Raw genomic sequence first — 14,962 nt, 5'->3', positions numbered from 1 at the left:
GGCGAGGCGCACCGGTCAGATCTCCCGTCCGACGAGCATCGCGTAGGCAGCCTCGGCCTGCTCGCGTCCGCCCGCGGTGGCCGGTGCCAGGGCGTGGAATTCGGCGGGGCTGCCCTGGAACCGGATCCGGCCTTGGGAGAGGACGGCCACGTGCGTGTACAGATCGGCGAGGTCTTCGGTCTGGTGCGTGGAGACGATCACCTGGACGTTGCCGACGAGGTCGCCGACGAGTTCACGGAAGACCAGGCGCTGTGTGGGGTCGAGGCCGGCTGTCGGCTCGTCCATCAAGATCAGCTCACTGCGGTGGGTCAGTGCTCCCGCGATGCCCATGCGTCGGAGTTGCCCGCCGGACACCTGGTGGCTCTTGCGCCCCGCGAGGGGGGTGAGGTCGACGCGGCGCAGGGCTTCCCCGGATGCTTTCCATGCCTGGTCTCTTGGCATGCCCTTGAGCCATCCCGCGTAGGCGACCTGCTCGCGTACGGTCAGCCCGGGCATGGGGGTGATCTGCTGGGGGATCCACGCCACGCGCTTGCGGTAGGCCGCCAGATGGCGGCCCTTTGCGGTGCCTCCGTTGCAGGTGACCGACCCGGAAGAGGGGGACAGGTGAGAGGCGGCGATAGCCATCAGCGTGGACTTCCCGGCTCCGTTCGGTCCGAGGAGGACGGTTGCCCGCGCGTCGATTTGGAGACTGAAGTCATTGAAGACGGGGGTCTTTAACCCGTACCGGAACGAAACGTGATTAAAAACGAGAGACATGGAGGAACGCACAATCCGCTATCCCACCGGCAGTGGGATGGCTTTGGTTGTGGGACATTGGACAGGAGAGGGTCCCGGTGCTGAATCCACCGGGACCCTCGTACTACTTTTTCAACAACCGTACTACCAGCCGACCTTGACGTAGTTGACCGAGATGTACGTGCCATGGGACACGTCCGTCAGCGCGAAGTAGTAGTTGCCCGCGTCGTCCGGGTCGCCGTAGTCCACCCACCCGCAGTAGTTCGTCCGGGTCCCCTTGGAACGGTCCGGAGCGGAAGGGATGTCCTTCCACAGCTGCAGCCCGGCGTAGTTGAACCCGCCGCCGCCGTCCGCGGAGCAGCCCGAGAAGTAGATGCCCGTGTAGTCCGAGCTGGTGTTGCCGTCCCACCAGCGGTGCGACTCGTTACCCGCCCGCCAGGAGTTGATGTGCGACTCGAACCGGCCTAAGCCGCCTAGGCCCCCTGCCGGGGCGCGAAGTTTCCCTCGCGCAGGTCCTCGGCCAGCAGCCGTTTGGCGATGGCGTCCGCCGCCGCCCTCAGCTCCGCGCTGCGCGGACGGCCGCGGTCCCGCTCCAGCTGGTCGCCGAGCCACTGCGCCCACGCGGCGGAGATGACGTCGGCCTCCCGCTGTCCGCCCCGGGTCAGGCTGAAGAATCCGTTCTGCCGGGTCAGGAAGCCCTCCTCCACCATCCGGTCGAAGACCGGCAGCAGCACCTCCGGCGGCAGCGACCGGCGCGAGGCGATCAGCCCCAGGCCGGCGTGCCCGACCGTGCGGGTGAGCAGGTCCACCTGCATCACGGCCCACGCGCCGGCCATGTCCAGCCGGGTGTCGGAGGCCTCGACGATCTCCCGGGCCTGCTGCGGGCCCATGTTCCGCACCAGCTTGCCCACGGCCAGCTCCAGCAGCTTGGCCGAGTCCCCGGAGGCCGTGGCCGGCGAGGCGAAGCCGTCGCCCATGTCCGTGGACGCGGCGCGGACGGTGTCGCGCAGCCGGACCTGCTTGAGGAACAGCGCGACGACGAAGCCGACGGCCGCCACCGGCACCGTCCACAGGAACACGGTGTGCAGGGCCTGGGTGTACGCGCCGACGATCGGGCCGGACGCCGCCGGGTCGAGCGCGTGCACCCCCTGCGGGCTCTGCGCCGCGGCCGCGAGCCCTGCCGGGTCCCGGCCGGTGGCCCGGGCGGCCCCGGCCACGGCGGCCTTCAGTCCGGGGCCCAGGCTGTTGGCGTAGATGGTCCCGAACACGGCGGTCCCGAACGAGCTGCCCAGCGTGCGGAAGAACGTCACGCCGGAGGTGGCCGTGCCGAGATCGGCGTAGTCCACGGTGTTCTGCACCGCGATGGTGAGCACCTGCATGCACAGGCCGATCCCGGCACCGAGCACGAACATGTACACGGATTCCAGCCCGCCGCCGGTGTCCGCGTCCATCCGCGACAGCAGGTAGAGGCCGGCGCCCATCACCGCGCAGCCCACGATGGGGAAGATCCGGTACCGGCCGGTCCTGCTGGTGACGTTGCCGCTGAAGACGGAGGCGATCAGCAGGCCGATGACCAGCGGCAGGGTCCGTACGCCCGACAGGGTGGCGGAGTCCCCGTCCACGTACTGGAGGTAGGTCGGCAGGAAGGTCATCGCGCCGAGCATGGCGAAGCCGACGACGAAGCTGAGCACCGAGCACACGGTGAAGACGGGGTTGCGGAACAGCCGCATCGGCAGCATCGGTTCGGCGGCCCGGGTCTCGGCCAGGCAGAACAGCGCGAGCGCCAGCGCCCCGCCCGCCAGCAGCCCGACGATCACCCCGGAGGTCCAGGGGTACTCGTTGCCGCCCCAGCTGGTGGCCAGGATCAGCGCGCTCGACCCCACCGCGACCAGGGCGATGCCCGGGTAGTCGATCCGTGGCCTGCCCCGGGCCCGTACCGAGGGGATGGTGCGGGCGGCGGCCGCGACCACCAGCACCGCGATGGGCACGTTGACGTAGAAGGCCCAGCGCCAGCTCAGGTGGTCGGTGAACAGCCCGCCGAGCAGCGGGCCGATGACGGTGGCGACGCCGAAGACGGCGCCGATCGCGCCCTGGTAGGTGCCGCGCTCGCGCAGCGGCACCACGTCCGCGATCAGCGCCATGGAGGTGACCATCAGGCCGCCGGCGCCGATGCCCTGGACCCCGCGCCACAGGATCAGCAGGGACATGTTCCCGGCGAGCCCGCAGAGGAAGGAGCCGGTGATGAAGACGACCGCGGAGACCTGGAAGACGGCCTTGCGGCCGAAGAGGTCGCCGAACTTGCCGACGAGCACGGTCGCGACGGTCTCCGCCAGCAGGTAGGAGGTCACCACCCAGGCCATGTGGTCCCCGCCGCCGAGGTCCCCCACGATCGTGGGCAGCGCGGTGCCCACGATGGTCTGGTCGAGGGCGGCCAGCAGCACGCCGAGCATGATCGTGCCGAAGACGACGTTGCGCCGCCGCCGGTCGAGCGCGGGCGGCGGCGCGGCCGTGGCGGGGGCAGTGGTCACCCTCGCACTGTCACAGCCGCCCGCCCGCCCCGCATGCCGCAAGCCGCCGTGCGGGTGAACCCGTACGGCGGTCCCGCCGGTCCGGTCCGCCGGGCTCAGCGCAGGTGGGCCAGGCCCGGGTGCTGCGCCGCGTACCCCTCCAGCAGCCGCCGGGCCACGGACACGGAGTCCACCAGCGGGTGCAGCGCGAAGGCCTTCACCGCGTCGGCGCGGGAGCCGCTCGCCGCGGCGGCCAGGACCGCCCGCTCGGCCGCCTTCACCGAGGTCACCAGCCCCACCGCGTGCAGGGGCAGCGGGGCCACGGACACCGGGTGGGCCCCGTTCGCGTCGACCAGGCAGGGCACCTCGATCACCGCCTCCGCGTCCAGCACGGACAGGGTCGAGCCGTTGCGGACGTTGAGGATCAGCGTGGCCCGCTCGTCGCGGGCGATGGCCCGCATCAGCGCGAGGGCGACCTTCTCGTAGCCGCCGGACTCCAGGTCGCTCTCCTCGCGCTCGCCGACCCCCGCCACCTCGCGGTTCTCGGACATGTACGTGGCCTCGCGCTCGGCCCGCGTCCGGTCCCAGGCGGCCAGCGCCGCCCCGGCGGGCTGCCCGGGCCGGCCGGCCTCGGCGTAGAACCCGCGCTGCTGGTCGCGCAGGAAGGCTCCGCGGGTCTGCTTGGCCTCCTGGTAGGCCCGTACGGTGTCACGGTTGAAGTAGTAGTAGTGCAGGTACTCGTTGGGGATCGCGCCCAGCGAGCGCAGCCACTCCGCCCCGAAGAGGCGCCCCTCCTCGAAGGACTCCAGCGCCTCGGTGTCGTCCAGCAGCCGGGGCAGCTCGTCGCGCCCGCCGACGTGCAGGCCGCGCACCCAGCCCAGGTGGTTGAGGCCGACGTAGTCGATCCAGGCCTCCCCGGGGCGGGCGACGCCCAGCAGCCGGGCGATGCGGCGGCCGAGACCGACCGGCGAGTCGCAGATGCCGATGACCCGGCCGCCCAGCTCCTCGGACATCGCCTCGGTGACCACCCCGGCCGGATTGGTGAAGTTGATGACCCAGGCGTCCGGGGCGCCGCGGGCGATCCTGCGCGCCAGTTCCCGCACCACCGGCACGGTCCGCAGTCCGTACGCGATCCCGCCCGCGCCGACGGTCTCCTGGCCGAGCACTCCCTCGGCCAGGGCGATGCGCTCGTCCGCCGCACGCCCCTCCAGGCCGCCGACGCGGATGGCGGAGAAGACGAAGTCGGCCCCGCGCAGGGCCTCGTCCAGGTCCCGCGTGGCGCTGACCTCCGGGGCGTCGGCCGCTCCCGAGGCGGCGGCCTGGTCCGCGAGCACCCGGGCCATCGCGGCGAGCCGCACGGGGTCCTCGTCGTAGAGGGTCACCCGGGACACCCGCCCCTCGGCGTGGTCGCCGAGCAGTGCTCCGTAGACGAGCGGGACGCGGAATCCGCCCCCGCCGAGGATGGTCAACCGCACGCCCCTACCGTCCTTCCGGCCTTTCGAGGTACCCGTCGCCGCCGCGGCCCGGGGCGGGACGCCCCGGACAGCGACACGAATGCCACGATCGGCGACATCCGCTCGATGTCGCCGATCGTGGCATCGGATCCTCGGCGCGCGGCGGCGGCGTACCGGAGCTTCGCCGGATCCCGCCGCCGCGCGCGCCGTGGCAGCGCTCGGGGAACCAGTGTCCCCGGTGGGGACCAGTGTGTCTCCCGCCGCCTCAGTCGCCCAGTGTCGGAACCGCCCGCAGACGGGCTCCCTGCTGCTGCGGGAAGCCCGCGCCGCCGCGCACCGGTCCGGTCGGCAGGCCCTGCGGGGCGGAGAGCACCAGGGTGATCCGGGTGAGCCCCATCCCGTCGAGCATCCGGCTGGTTTCGGCCACCATCCGGCAGCGCACCAGACCCCAGACCGGGTCGGGGTGGCGCACCGTGCGCACCGCGCCGTCCTGTTCGGCGGCCTCCTGCCCGTGCGTGGTCAGCCAGTGCGGGACCCCGTAGCGGTAGGCCGCCTCCATGAACGGGTCACGGGCCACCTCCTGGCGGATGCTGCGCAGCCCCTCGTCGTCCGGGGACGCCGCCAGGGCGGTGGCGAACTGGGCCAGCAGCGGTACGCACCAGGCCGGTTCGTGGTCCTCCAGCACGGCGGCGGCGTCCGGGTGGAACAGCACGAAGCGCAGGAAGTTGTCGTCCGGCAGGGCCGTGGGGTGCGGTCTCACCGTCTGGAAGAGCCGGTCGAAGGCCGAGTTGGTGAGGGCCACGTCCCAGCGGTGGTCCACCAGGAAGCTCGGGTAGGGCACGGCCTCCATCAGGGCCGCGTAGTCGACCAGGTAGTCGCGCTGCGCCGGGTCCTGGGGCAGCCGGTTCTCCTCGGCCGCGCGCCAGGTCGGCGGCGGGTCGCGGTCGACCATGATGCGGAAGAGCCAGAAGCACTGCCGCTCGCTCATCTCCAGGGCCTCGGCCAGGGCGAGGAGCTTGCGGTCCGTCCATTCCTTGACCAGGCCGCGCTCCCAGTTCCCGTACGCGCGTACGCTGATGCGCAGGCGCGCCGCGAGGTCTTCCTGGCTCAGGCCCAGTTCTTCGCGGCGTTGGCGCAAAATCTCCTTGCGCCGCTCCGACCGCACTGCGCCACGGGCGGACTCGTCGCCCGCCAGGCGCTCCTCACCGGCTCGGACGAGGCCATCAGACGGGCCCACCGCTGCGAGATGTGGCACCGAGAGCTCCCCCTCCTCAACGGTCTGGATCTTCATTTCCGTGTGGCGATCCTGCTACCGACTTCATTCGAGTGTCAACTATTGTGGCAATTCCAGCCTGGCGACAGCTCATTCGCGCCACAGCTGTGGCAAGTTATGGCTCTCCCAAAACAAACCGGATAGATTCCCTGAGGCCGACCACGTGCCCACTCACCTCGCGCGATCTAGGAGAACCACTGGTGACAGACGGCTTCCCGGCTCCCGTCGCGGTGGCCAACGCGCCCCTGGCGGCAACCGTCACGCGGGTCGCCGAGCTGGCGAACAAAATGGGCCGCGACCCGAACCAGGTCTTCGACCTCCGCCGCCTCTCGGAGGCCTCCGGGGTCCCCACGGACGTGATCAGGTCCCTCCTGGACGGCCGGCGGGCCGGTGAACCCGATCTCCAGGCGCGCTTCCTCCAGCGCCTCGACCTGCTGCGGCGCACCCGGGTGAAGCCCAACGGCCGCCGCTACACCCAGCAGGAGATCGCGGACGGCGCCGGGATGTCGCGGCAGCAGGCGGGCGCCCTCATCAACGGCGACCGGCGGCCCACCATGGAGCACTGCGACGCCATCCAGCGCTTCTTCGGGGTGCACGCGGGCTTCCTCACCGCCCATGACGCCGACGCCCTCACCGACGCCCTCCAGCGCACCGAGCAGCAGCTCCTCCAGGACTTCGCGGGGCGCGAGCGGCAGACCGTACCGGCCGAGGCCGCCGCGGCCGGCGACCCGCTCGCCCGGCTCCTGCAGAACCACGGCGTCCGGGGCATCGCCTGGCGAGCCGCCCAACTGCCCAGCGACAAGCACCGGGACAAGGTGACCGAATGGCTGGACATGCTTCTCGAAAGCGTCAAACCGAACGAATCATGACCCAGTCGAAAGTCTGGATCTGATCCTTGAGTCCTGATCCGGATCCGCGTCGACGGGGAGAACGGTGAGCATAGGCAGAGCGCAGCGGCGATTGTGCGCGGAGCTGGTGTCCGGCATCAAGCTGGCCGGCCCCGTGGAACCCGTGGACCTCTACACCGCCCTCTGCGACGGCATGAGCAGGCACCGGGGCCGCCCGGTGCAGTTCCGGATGGCGGCGTTCCCCCAGGGGACCGCGAGCGGTCTGTGGCTCGACATGGCGGACCGGGACCTGGTCGTGATCGAGGAGCGCACCGCGCCGGACCACCAGCTGGTCATCCTGGGCCACGAGCTCTGGCACATGCAGGCCGGCCACTGCAGCCACCACGTCGACGGCGCCGCCGTCGCGGCCCGGCTGCTGACCGACGGGGCCGACCTCGGCGAGACGGTCCGCAGCGTCGCCGCGCGCACCCGCGCCGACGTCCGGGAGGAGACCGAGGCCGAGACGTTCGGCCTCCTCCTCGGCAGCAGATGCCGCACCTGGCTGGCCGGGTCCTCCGGCGGGCGGGCGGCCGGCCGGCGGGACGAGCTGGCGGGACGGATCGAGACCTCCCTCGGCTACCGGGGGCACAGGAACGACCGTTGAAAGGACCGGACTACTACATCCCGGCGGCCGCGATGGCGGTCTCCCTCGTCTGCAAGCTGCCGGCCCTGCGCACCAACTGGCGCGATCCGCTCCTGCGGTCGGTCTGTTTCCTGCTCCTCCTCGCCGGCGCGGTCTTCACCTTCGCCGCCCCGCCCACCATCGAAGCCGTCAACCGCTGGACGGGGATCGCCAACTTCTCCGCTCCCCTGGTCTACTGCCTGATGACGGCCTTCAGCGCCTCCTGCCTCGTCCTGGTGTTCAACTGGCGCGGCGGCCCCGCGGAGGAGATCAGGCACACCTCGATGCGCTGGATCGCCGGCTACTCCGTGGTCATCACGGCGATCGTCATCCTGTTCGCCCTCGGCGCGGCCCCCGTCGAGCGGCTGCGCGACTTCGACACGTACTACGCGAACACCCCCTACATCCGGCTGATGATCGCCTCCTACCTGCTGGCGCACAACGTGGCCGTGATGATGATGGTCTCGATGTGCTGGCGCTGGTCCCTCCAGGTCTGCGGCTGGCTCCGGGCCGGCCTGCTGATCATCGTCTCGGGCTACGCCATCAGCCTGGCGTACGACGCCGCGAAGATGTCGGCCGTCGCCGCCCGCTGGCTGGGCCACGACCTGGACTTCCTGAGCACCTTCGTCGCCCCGCCGCTGGCCTCCGCCGGAGCGCTGGTCAGTTCGGTGGGCTTCGTGCTGCCCCTGCTGTACCAGCGGGTGTCCGACAGCTGGCGGACCTGGAGCACCTACCGGGACCTGGGGGCGCTGTGGCACGAGGTGCAGAGCACCGCGCCGGGCGACACCCCGGGGGTGCGGATGTCCTGGTGGTCCCCGGCCGAGATCCGGGTGATCCAGCGGGAGTCCGACATCCACGACGGGTTCCTGAGGCTGGGCCCCTGCTTCGACCGGCGCCACCGCGACGCCGCCTACGAGCGGGCCCTGGAGACCGGCGCGGACGAGGAGACGGCCCGCGCCGTCGCGGACGCGGCGATGGTGGCGGCCGCGGTGCTGGTCTGCGCCGCCGACCCGCAGGCGGTGGCCGGGACCGAGGAGGAGGAAACGGACGCGGACCGGGTGCTCGTCACCGCCGACGGGCCGCGCGACCTCGTCCGGATCTCGCACGCGCTGCGGCACTCGCCGCTCGTGGCCGCGGCCCGGCAGCAGGCGGCCCCGGCGGGGAGCTGAGCCCGCCGGGGCCGGACCGCGGGGCCCCGGGGCCCGGGGCCGCGGAGCCAGAGAGCCGATGGGCCCATGGGGCCTCAGCGGGAGGCCGTCACCGACAGGGCCGGGAACAGGTCCTGGAAGGCTCCCGCCGAGTCGGTGCCGTCCCGCCCGAAGGGGGCGTCGAAGCTCCAGACCATGAACAGCAGGAACACGATCAGGGCGCTGAAGAGACCGGCCAGCAGCAGCTCGCGGCCCGAGCGCCGGATCTGCAGGGTGAAGATCAGCCCGATGGTGACGACGCCGCCCACCACCAGCCCGACCCAGACCACGCTCGGCAGGGTGGACTCGTCGCTCTGCGTGCGCGAGTGCCGGGCGTCGTCGGCGGCCGCGATCTGGTCGAGCAGCGGCTGGTAGGCCTGCGCCTGGAGCTCGTTGGCGGGGCTCTGGTGGGTGACGTCCGTCCGCAGCTTCCCGAGCAGCTGGGCGCCCTCGGGGGAGGCCTCCCGGCCGGAGACGAGGCGCGGCCAGTCGACGTTGACGGTGTGCGAGACGTACGCGTCCACCTCGCCGCGGATCCGGTCGCGGACGGGCGCCGGGTAGACGTCGGCCCGCTGGGTGACCTCGTACAGCGACTGGGCCTCGCGGCGCACGCTGTCCTCGGCGGCGCCGCGTGCCTCCCAGACCCCCGCGATGGCCAGGCCCAGGACGATCGCGTAGACCACGCCGACCATCATCGTCATGTACTCGATGACGTCGGGGGTTTCGCTGGTGTCCTCGTCGTCCGCGACCCGGCGGTGCCGGATCACGGTCATGGCGAGGACGAGGGCGCAGACGAGCGCCATGGCGATGGCCAGGACCAGCCATTCGGACACGAGGGATCTCCCGTTCGTGGATGCGTCGGTGTGTCAGCGGTTCGAAGCCGCGGCGCGGCGGTGTCTCAGGAGGCGGAGCCCCGGCCCTTGGAGCGGGGGCGCAGCGCGGCGGCGGCGAGCACGGCCGGGGTGGTGACGACCACCATCAGCATCATGGTGCTCAGTCCGTTCGGGCCGCGCCGCTCCAGGGCCACGGAGCGGTACGGGCGGACGTGGAAGGCGCCCACCGGCGCGGCGGTCCCGGGCGCGGCCGGACCGGAGGCTGCGGCCTCCGGCGCCGCCTGCGGCCCCGGCGGGGACGCCGGCGGAGCCGGGGCCGGCTGCGCCCCGCCGTCCGGTGCCGGGGCCCCGGGTGCCGGGGTCCCGGGCAGGCCCGGCGCCTCGCCGGGGTGGTGCACGGCGGGCCGTCCGGCGCCGGGCACCCGCACCCGTACGGCGGGCGGGACCACGGCCGGGGTGCCGGGCCGGGCAACGGGCGGCGGCGGCATGGGCGGCCGCGCGGGGCGCCCGGCCGGTACGCAGATGTCGACCCGGGCCCCACTGCCGTGCCCGTCGCCCGCGACCGCCACGTGGCCGTGCAGCGGGCAGAGCGCGGCCACCATGCCCGCCCCGGCGTAGTACTGCCAAGCCGTCACCGCGGTCCTCCGATTCGGCAGCCGATATGAGGGTTACGGGTGAAGAAACGATCAAGGGCCCGGTTCGACACGCGCCGGGCGGGTCAAGATCCTTGTCCGAGGGGTGATTCCGGGCCGGGCCGATGACGCCCCCGCGCGCCCCGGGGTCCGCTCACCCTTACGGACCACTCCGGCGCCCTCGACCGGGGCATCGCCCGCCTCGCGCACCGGCTGCGCGACCGCGGGGCCCTGCTGATCGCCGCCGTGATGGTGGTCTTCTCCGTCCTCGGCACCGTAGAGGGCTTCGCCGAGGAGACGCTCGGCTTCTACGGGCTGCTGGTGCCGATGATGCTGGCGCTCGGCTACGACCGGCTCGTGGCGGTCGGCACCTCGACACCTACCTCCGCTTCGTCTGGCCGCTGCTGGTCCTGCTGTTGGTGCTGATCTGCGGGTTCGTGGCGCTGGGCGCGGCCGTGTGACGGCCCGTCGGGCGCGCTGCCCCGTCGCCTAGGCTGGTCCCCATGCCCGGATCCACCACTCCTGACCCCGCTCCAGACCCCGCGCCGCCCCTCGAACCGGCCGTGGCGGTATGGCGGTCGCTGCGGCGGCCGTTGCGGTTCCTGGCGTCCTGGTGGCCCTGGCGGTGCTGGGCGTATCTCGGCAGCGGGTTCGTGCTCGGGTACGGGGTGCTGTGCGCGCTCGTGCTGCTCCTCGGGCTCGGGCTGCTGCTGGCGGTCGCCGGGATCGGTCTGGTGCTGCTGGCCGGCGCCCTGGCCGGGGCGGTGCCCCTGGGGGAGCTGGAGCGGCGGCGGCTGAGGTGGGTCGAGGCGGAACCCGTCGCGGATCCGCACACCTCGCTCGCCGGCGCCGGCGCGGGGGCCTGGCTGCGGACGCGGCTGCGGGAGCGGGCCACCTGGCGGGAGTTCGGGTACGCCGTGCTGCTCGGGCCGGCCTTCGGGGCGGCCGGGTTCGGGGTGCTGGCCCTGGTGGCCCTCTCGCTGATCCTGGTGGTCTCCCCCGTGATCGTGTGGGCCCTCGCCCCGGAGCCGGTGATGCTGATACCCGGCGAGGCGGTGGCGGGCCCGCTGGAGGCCCTCGGCGGCACCGCCGCGGGCCTGGCCGGACTGGCCCTCGCCGCGTACGCGGCCGCGCTGATCACCGGGGTGCAGGTGAAGACGGTGCGGCTGCTGCTCGGGCCGCACGAGGAGGACGCCCGGGTCCTGGAGCTGACCCGCTCGCGGGTCCGGCTGGTCGAGGCCTTCGAGGCGGAGCGGCGCCGCATCGAACGGGACCTGCACGACGGGGCCCAGCAGCAACTGGTCGCCCTCAGCATGACGTTGGGCCTCGCGGAGCTGGAGCTGCGCAGGGCCCCCGGCGCCGACGGGGCCGCCGCCCTGGTGCGCCGGGGCCGCGAGGAGGCCAAGCTGGCACTGGCCCAACTGCGGGACCTGGTGCGGGGGATGCACCCGCAGGTGCTGACCGACCACGGGCTGGCCGCGGCCGTCGCCGAGGTGGCGCTGCGCCATCCGGTCCCCGTCACGGTGGACCTCCAGGTACCACGGCTGCCCGAACCGGTCGAGGTCACCGCGTACTTCACCGTCACCGAGGCCCTGGCCAACGCCGCCAAGCACAGCGGCGCCTCCCGGGTCGACGTCGCCGGCGGGGTCGAGGACGGCCGGCTCACCCTCACCGTCACCGACGACGGCCGCGGCGGCGCCGATCCCGGCGCGGGAGCGGGGCTGGCGGGGCTCGCGGACCGGGTGGCGATGCTGCGCGGGAGGCTGACGGTGAGCAGTCCGGCCGGCGGGCCGACGCGGCTGCGGATGGAGGTGCCGTGCTCCGGGTGATCCTGGCCGAGGACTCGGTGCTGCTGCGCGCGGGCCTGACGGAGCTGCTGGCCCTCGGCGGCCACCGCGTCCTCGCCGCCGTCGGCGACGCCCCCGCCCTGCTGCGGGCGGTGGAGGCCGAGCGGCCCGACGTGGTGGTGACGGACGTGCGGATGCCGCCCGGGCTGCGCGACGAGGGGCTGCGGGCCGCGCTCGCCCTGCGCCGCGCCGACCCCGCGCTGCCGGTTCTGGTGCTGTCGCAGTACGTGGCCACCGCCTACGCCACGCAGCTGTTCACGGGCGGTTCGGCGGCCGGGCTGGGCTATCTGCTCAAGGACCGGGTCGGTGAGGTCGAGGAATTCCTCGACGCCCTGCGGCGGGTGCACGCGGGGCAGACGGTCATCGACCCGGAAGTGGTCCGCGTCCTCCTGGCGCCCCGGCCGGCGAACGACCCCCTCGCCCGGCTCACCCCGCGCGAGCGCGAGGTGCTGGCCCTGATGGCGGAGGGGCTCAACAACCAGGCTCTGGCGGCGCGGCTGTTCGTCACCGAGGCCTCCGTGGTGAAGCACGCGGGCAGCATCTTCACGAAACTGGAACTGGACCCGACGGAGGGCAACCGCCGCGTCCTGGCCGTCCTGGCCCACCTGCGCGGCGCGGGCGCGTAGGGGTACCCGTGCCGGCACCGGCCGCCGCGCCGGACCGCGCTCACCTCGGGTCCGCCCGCGCGCAGGACCCGAGGTCGGCCGGGTGATGAGCCCGTGACCTGGGGATGTTCAGATCGGCCGGGGCGGCACTAAGGTCTCAGGGTGCCGAAGAACGATGAGATGCCCGACGATCCGGCCGGACCGGGCGAGGACGAGTGGAACGTGGTCCTCGACGAGGACTTCGTCCGTGGCGCCTCGATCCACGAGTCCGCCGCGCCGGGGCCCACGCGGACGTGGGCGCTCGTCCTCGGGCTGCTGCTGCTGATGGGCCTCCTGGCCCTCGTCACGCTCGACCTGACCGACCCGTCCGACGAGGAGCGGGTCACCGTCCGGCCGAGGAGGACGGCCTCCCCCACCGCGGCCCCCTCCCCCTCGGCGTCGGCTGCACCGGCCGCCGGCCGGCCGGCGGTCCCGCCGGCCGACGTGTTCCCCGCCGAAGTACCGGACGGCTCCGGGGGCACCTTCGTCCGGGTCGCGACGAAGGTGCTGGGCTCCTGCTCCGAGCCGGACTCCGCCGGCCCCCGCCTCGCCGCGATGCTCGCCGAGGGCAAGGGCTGCGTCGGCGGGGAGACCGCCCTCTACAAGGACGACGGGAACAACCAGTTCACCATCGCCGTCTTCACCCTGCGGGACCCCGCGGACACGGTCAGGGTGGTGACCGGGCTGACGACGGCCCCCGACGACCACCAGGTCGGCGTCCAGGCCCCGCCGCCCGGATCGGGACTGGCCGTGCTGGGGCCCGGGGCCGGGCTGGTGCAGTCCTTCTCGGGCACCGGCCGGGTCGTGGTGGCCGCGCTCGGGCAGTGGTCCGACGGCCGGACGGCCGACCTCCGGCAGCTGTCCGAGCGGCTGCAGCCGCTCCAGCGCGCGGTCGACGAACAGGTCGAGCGGTACGAGGAGACCGTCGCGCCCTGACCTGCCCCGCGCCCCCACCCGCCGCCCGCCGCCTGCCCCGAGCGCGCCCTGACCCCACGCATCCCCGGGACCGCCCCGCCCTTCAGCGGGCGGGCGCCGGACGCGGCCCCCGCGCCGCGGACCGGGCCACCACCCGCGACGGGACGGCCCCCGCGGGGGCGGCCGAGCGGGCCCAGGCCACCAGCAGCACCGGCAGCGCCAGGTAGCCGAAGCGGCCGGCCGGGGCCAGCAGGAAGGCCAGGGTCAGCCCCAGCGCGAGGCGGTCCGCCGCGGCCACCGCCGTGCGCGGCGGGCGCACCCACAGCGAGAGGGCCACCCCCACCCCGCCCAGCACCAGCAGGGCCGCCGCCAGGTACCAGCCCCACGGCCCGAGTTCCGCCAGCAGGTGCCCCGGCAGGGGGCTGCCCGCCGGGGTCGCCACCTCGGCCCGGCCCGTCGGGAAGGCGAACACCTGCCGCCACAGCTCCGCCGGCTGGAGCAGGGCCCCCGGCAGCACCAGGGCGGCCGTCACCGCCCCCGCCGCCACCGCGCAGCGGACCGCCGCCCGGGCGCCGGAGCGGGAACCGAGGAGGGCCGCCGCCACCGCCACCGCGGGCAGCGCCGTCCACTTCAGGGCGCACGCCGCCCCCAGGGCCGCCCCGGCCAGGGCCGGGCGGCCCGAGGCGGCCGCCGCGAGGGCGAGGCAGCACAGGCCCGCCAGCGGCAGGTCCACCCCGCTCACGGCCAGCGGAAGTGCCACCACCGGCGAAGCCACCAGCAGCGGGAGCAGGGGCGAGGGGGCCGCGCCGAGGAGGCGGCGGCCGGCCCACATGCCGCCGGCCAGGACGGCCGCGCACCAGATGCGGGCGTCGCCCAGCAGTCGGACCGCCCATCCCCCTCCCCCGCCGGAGCCGCCGTCGAGCAGGGCGCGGGGCAGGCCGAGGAGGGACATGGCCGGGAGGTAGGGGGTGTACTCCGCGACCCCGGCGGGGTGGTCGACGTACATCTTCCCGGTGCCGAGGAGGAGCCGCCCGGACCGCTCGATCACGCCGACCTCGGACTGGCCCTGCCCGGTCAGGACCAGGTACAGGAGGGGGACGGCGACGGCGCCCAGCAGGGCCGCGCCCAGGGCCTCCCGGCGCCGGCCGAGGACGGTGGCCGCGGCGGCGGCGAGGTATCCGGCGGCCGCGCACCAGCCCCACAGGCGGTGCGGGGCCAGGGCGGAGAACAGGGGGAAGGACAGGGCCCACACGGCGGCCAGCAGCCAGCCGGCGGTCCACCGGGCGGTACGGGAAGGGGTCATGGCCCCATTCCAGCCGCGCGGCCCCCGCCGGGTCTGCACGCCTGGGCGGAGCTTTCACGGTGGGGTTTTCCCTACCCCCGGGACCGCCTCCTCCAGCGCGTCCGGAGCCCGGCCCCGGGCCGG

Annotated in this window: 13 protein-coding genes and 1 pseudogene; 7 read left to right on the top strand and 7 right to left on the bottom strand. The window is 73.9% G+C overall.

All coding sequences use genetic code 11. The annotated features are described in order from the left end of the window. Positions 1 to 15: 15 nt before the first annotated feature. The 4 genes from BX286_RS29720 to BX286_RS29700 all read right to left on the bottom strand — a co-directional run bounded on the left by BX286_RS29720 (position 16) and on the right by BX286_RS29700 (position 5,834). Positions 16 to 756 (bottom strand): ATP-binding cassette domain-containing protein, encoded by a 741-nt coding sequence (locus tag BX286_RS29720; RefSeq protein ID WP_100862487.1) that lies wholly within the window; start codon positions 754 to 756, stop codon positions 16 to 18. Positions 757 to 1,208: 452 nt separating this feature from the next. After that, positions 1,209 to 3,263 carry an MDR family MFS transporter gene (locus tag BX286_RS29710; protein ID WP_187344216.1) on the bottom strand — a complete coding sequence of 685 codons (2,055 nt, stop codon included), beginning with the start codon at positions 3,261 to 3,263 and terminating at the stop codon, positions 1,209 to 1,211. A gap of 95 nt (positions 3,264 to 3,358) precedes the next feature. After that, positions 3,359 to 4,717: a 6-phospho-beta-glucosidase gene (locus tag BX286_RS29705; RefSeq protein WP_100862488.1), complete on the bottom strand. Its 1,359-nt coding sequence runs from the start codon at positions 4,715 to 4,717 to the stop codon at positions 3,359 to 3,361. A 244-nt stretch (positions 4,718 to 4,961) separates the two neighbouring features. Continuing rightward, positions 4,962 to 5,834: a helix-turn-helix domain-containing protein gene (locus tag BX286_RS29700; RefSeq protein WP_079430586.1), complete on the bottom strand. Its 873-nt coding sequence runs from the start codon at positions 5,832 to 5,834 to the stop codon at positions 4,962 to 4,964. Positions 5,835 to 6,169: 335 nt separating this feature from the next. On the opposite strand from BX286_RS29700, the gene BX286_RS29695 reads away from it, so the two are divergent. The 3 genes from BX286_RS29695 (at position 6,170) to BX286_RS29685 (ending at position 8,647) form a co-directional block, all read left to right on the top strand. Beyond that, positions 6,170 to 6,838, top strand: coding sequence for a helix-turn-helix transcriptional regulator (locus BX286_RS29695; RefSeq protein WP_042817517.1), 669 nt, complete (start codon positions 6,170 to 6,172; stop codon positions 6,836 to 6,838). Positions 6,839 to 6,902: 64 nt separating this feature from the next. Then, a complete protein-coding gene (locus tag BX286_RS29690; protein WP_185117152.1) occupies positions 6,903 to 7,460 on the top strand; it encodes a toxin-antitoxin system, toxin component in 558 nt (185 codons plus the stop codon). Further along, on the top strand, positions 7,457 to 8,647 hold the full coding sequence (locus BX286_RS29685) for an MAB_1171c family putative transporter (protein ID WP_121016819.1): 1,191 nt from the start codon (positions 7,457 to 7,459) through the stop codon (positions 8,645 to 8,647). The genes BX286_RS29690 and BX286_RS29685 overlap by 4 nt, the downstream gene beginning before the upstream one ends. A gap of 74 nt (positions 8,648 to 8,721) precedes the next feature. Here the strand turns inward: BX286_RS29685 and BX286_RS29680 are convergent, their stop codons facing one another. Together BX286_RS29680 and BX286_RS29675 are read right to left on the bottom strand one after the other, a co-directional pair. Next, positions 8,722 to 9,498, bottom strand: a complete 777-nt coding sequence (locus BX286_RS29680) for a DUF4239 domain-containing protein (protein WP_079430584.1) — start codon at positions 9,496 to 9,498, stop codon at positions 8,722 to 8,724. Between the two features lie 65 nt (positions 9,499 to 9,563). Then, positions 9,564 to 10,133: a hypothetical protein gene (locus tag BX286_RS29675; protein ID WP_121016817.1), complete on the bottom strand. Its 570-nt coding sequence runs from the start codon at positions 10,131 to 10,133 to the stop codon at positions 9,564 to 9,566. Between the two features lie 168 nt (positions 10,134 to 10,301). Here BX286_RS29675 and BX286_RS29670 point away from each other — a divergent pair. The 4 genes and pseudogenes from BX286_RS29670 to BX286_RS29655 form a co-directional block, all read left to right on the top strand. After that, positions 10,302 to 10,502, top strand: a pseudogene (locus tag BX286_RS29670) (YfcC family protein); the annotation flags it as partial. Positions 10,503 to 10,633: 131 nt separating this feature from the next. After that, positions 10,634 to 11,959, top strand: coding sequence for a sensor histidine kinase (locus tag BX286_RS29665; RefSeq protein ID WP_121016816.1), 1,326 nt, complete (start codon positions 10,634 to 10,636; stop codon positions 11,957 to 11,959). After that, positions 11,947 to 12,603, top strand: coding sequence for a response regulator transcription factor (locus tag BX286_RS29660; protein WP_079430581.1), 657 nt, complete (start codon positions 11,947 to 11,949; stop codon positions 12,601 to 12,603). Before BX286_RS29665 ends, BX286_RS29660 begins: the two co-directional genes overlap by 13 nt. A gap of 141 nt (positions 12,604 to 12,744) precedes the next feature. Beyond that, positions 12,745 to 13,557 carry a hypothetical protein gene (locus tag BX286_RS29655; protein WP_079430580.1) on the top strand — a complete coding sequence of 271 codons (813 nt, stop codon included), beginning with the start codon at positions 12,745 to 12,747 and terminating at the stop codon, positions 13,555 to 13,557. 82 nt (positions 13,558 to 13,639) lie between these two features. Here the strand turns inward: BX286_RS29655 and BX286_RS29650 are convergent, their stop codons facing one another. After that, positions 13,640 to 14,839: a glycosyltransferase 87 family protein gene (locus tag BX286_RS29650; protein ID WP_121016814.1), complete on the bottom strand. Its 1,200-nt coding sequence runs from the start codon at positions 14,837 to 14,839 to the stop codon at positions 13,640 to 13,642. Positions 14,840 to 14,962 lie beyond the last annotated feature (123 nt).

This window comes from Streptomyces sp. 3211.6, from assembly GCF_003634815.1.
Classification (GTDB): Bacteria; Actinomycetota; Actinomycetes; order Streptomycetales; family Streptomycetaceae; genus Streptomyces; species Streptomyces katrae_A.
Note: the sequence above shows the minus strand (reverse complement) of the source record. Positions and strands in the feature narration are given on the sequence as shown.

Coding starts and splice junctions, on each gene's coding strand:
- BX286_RS29720 (WP_100862487.1), bottom strand. CDS start 756: ATGTCTCTCGTTTTTAATCACGTTTCGTTCCGGTACGGGTTAAAGACC.
- BX286_RS29665 (WP_121016816.1), top strand. CDS start 10,634: ATGCCCGGATCCACCACTCCTGACCCCGCTCCAGACCCCGCGCCGCCC.
- BX286_RS29650 (WP_121016814.1), bottom strand. CDS start 14,839: ATGACCCCTTCCCGTACCGCCCGGTGGACCGCCGGCTGGCTGCTGGCC.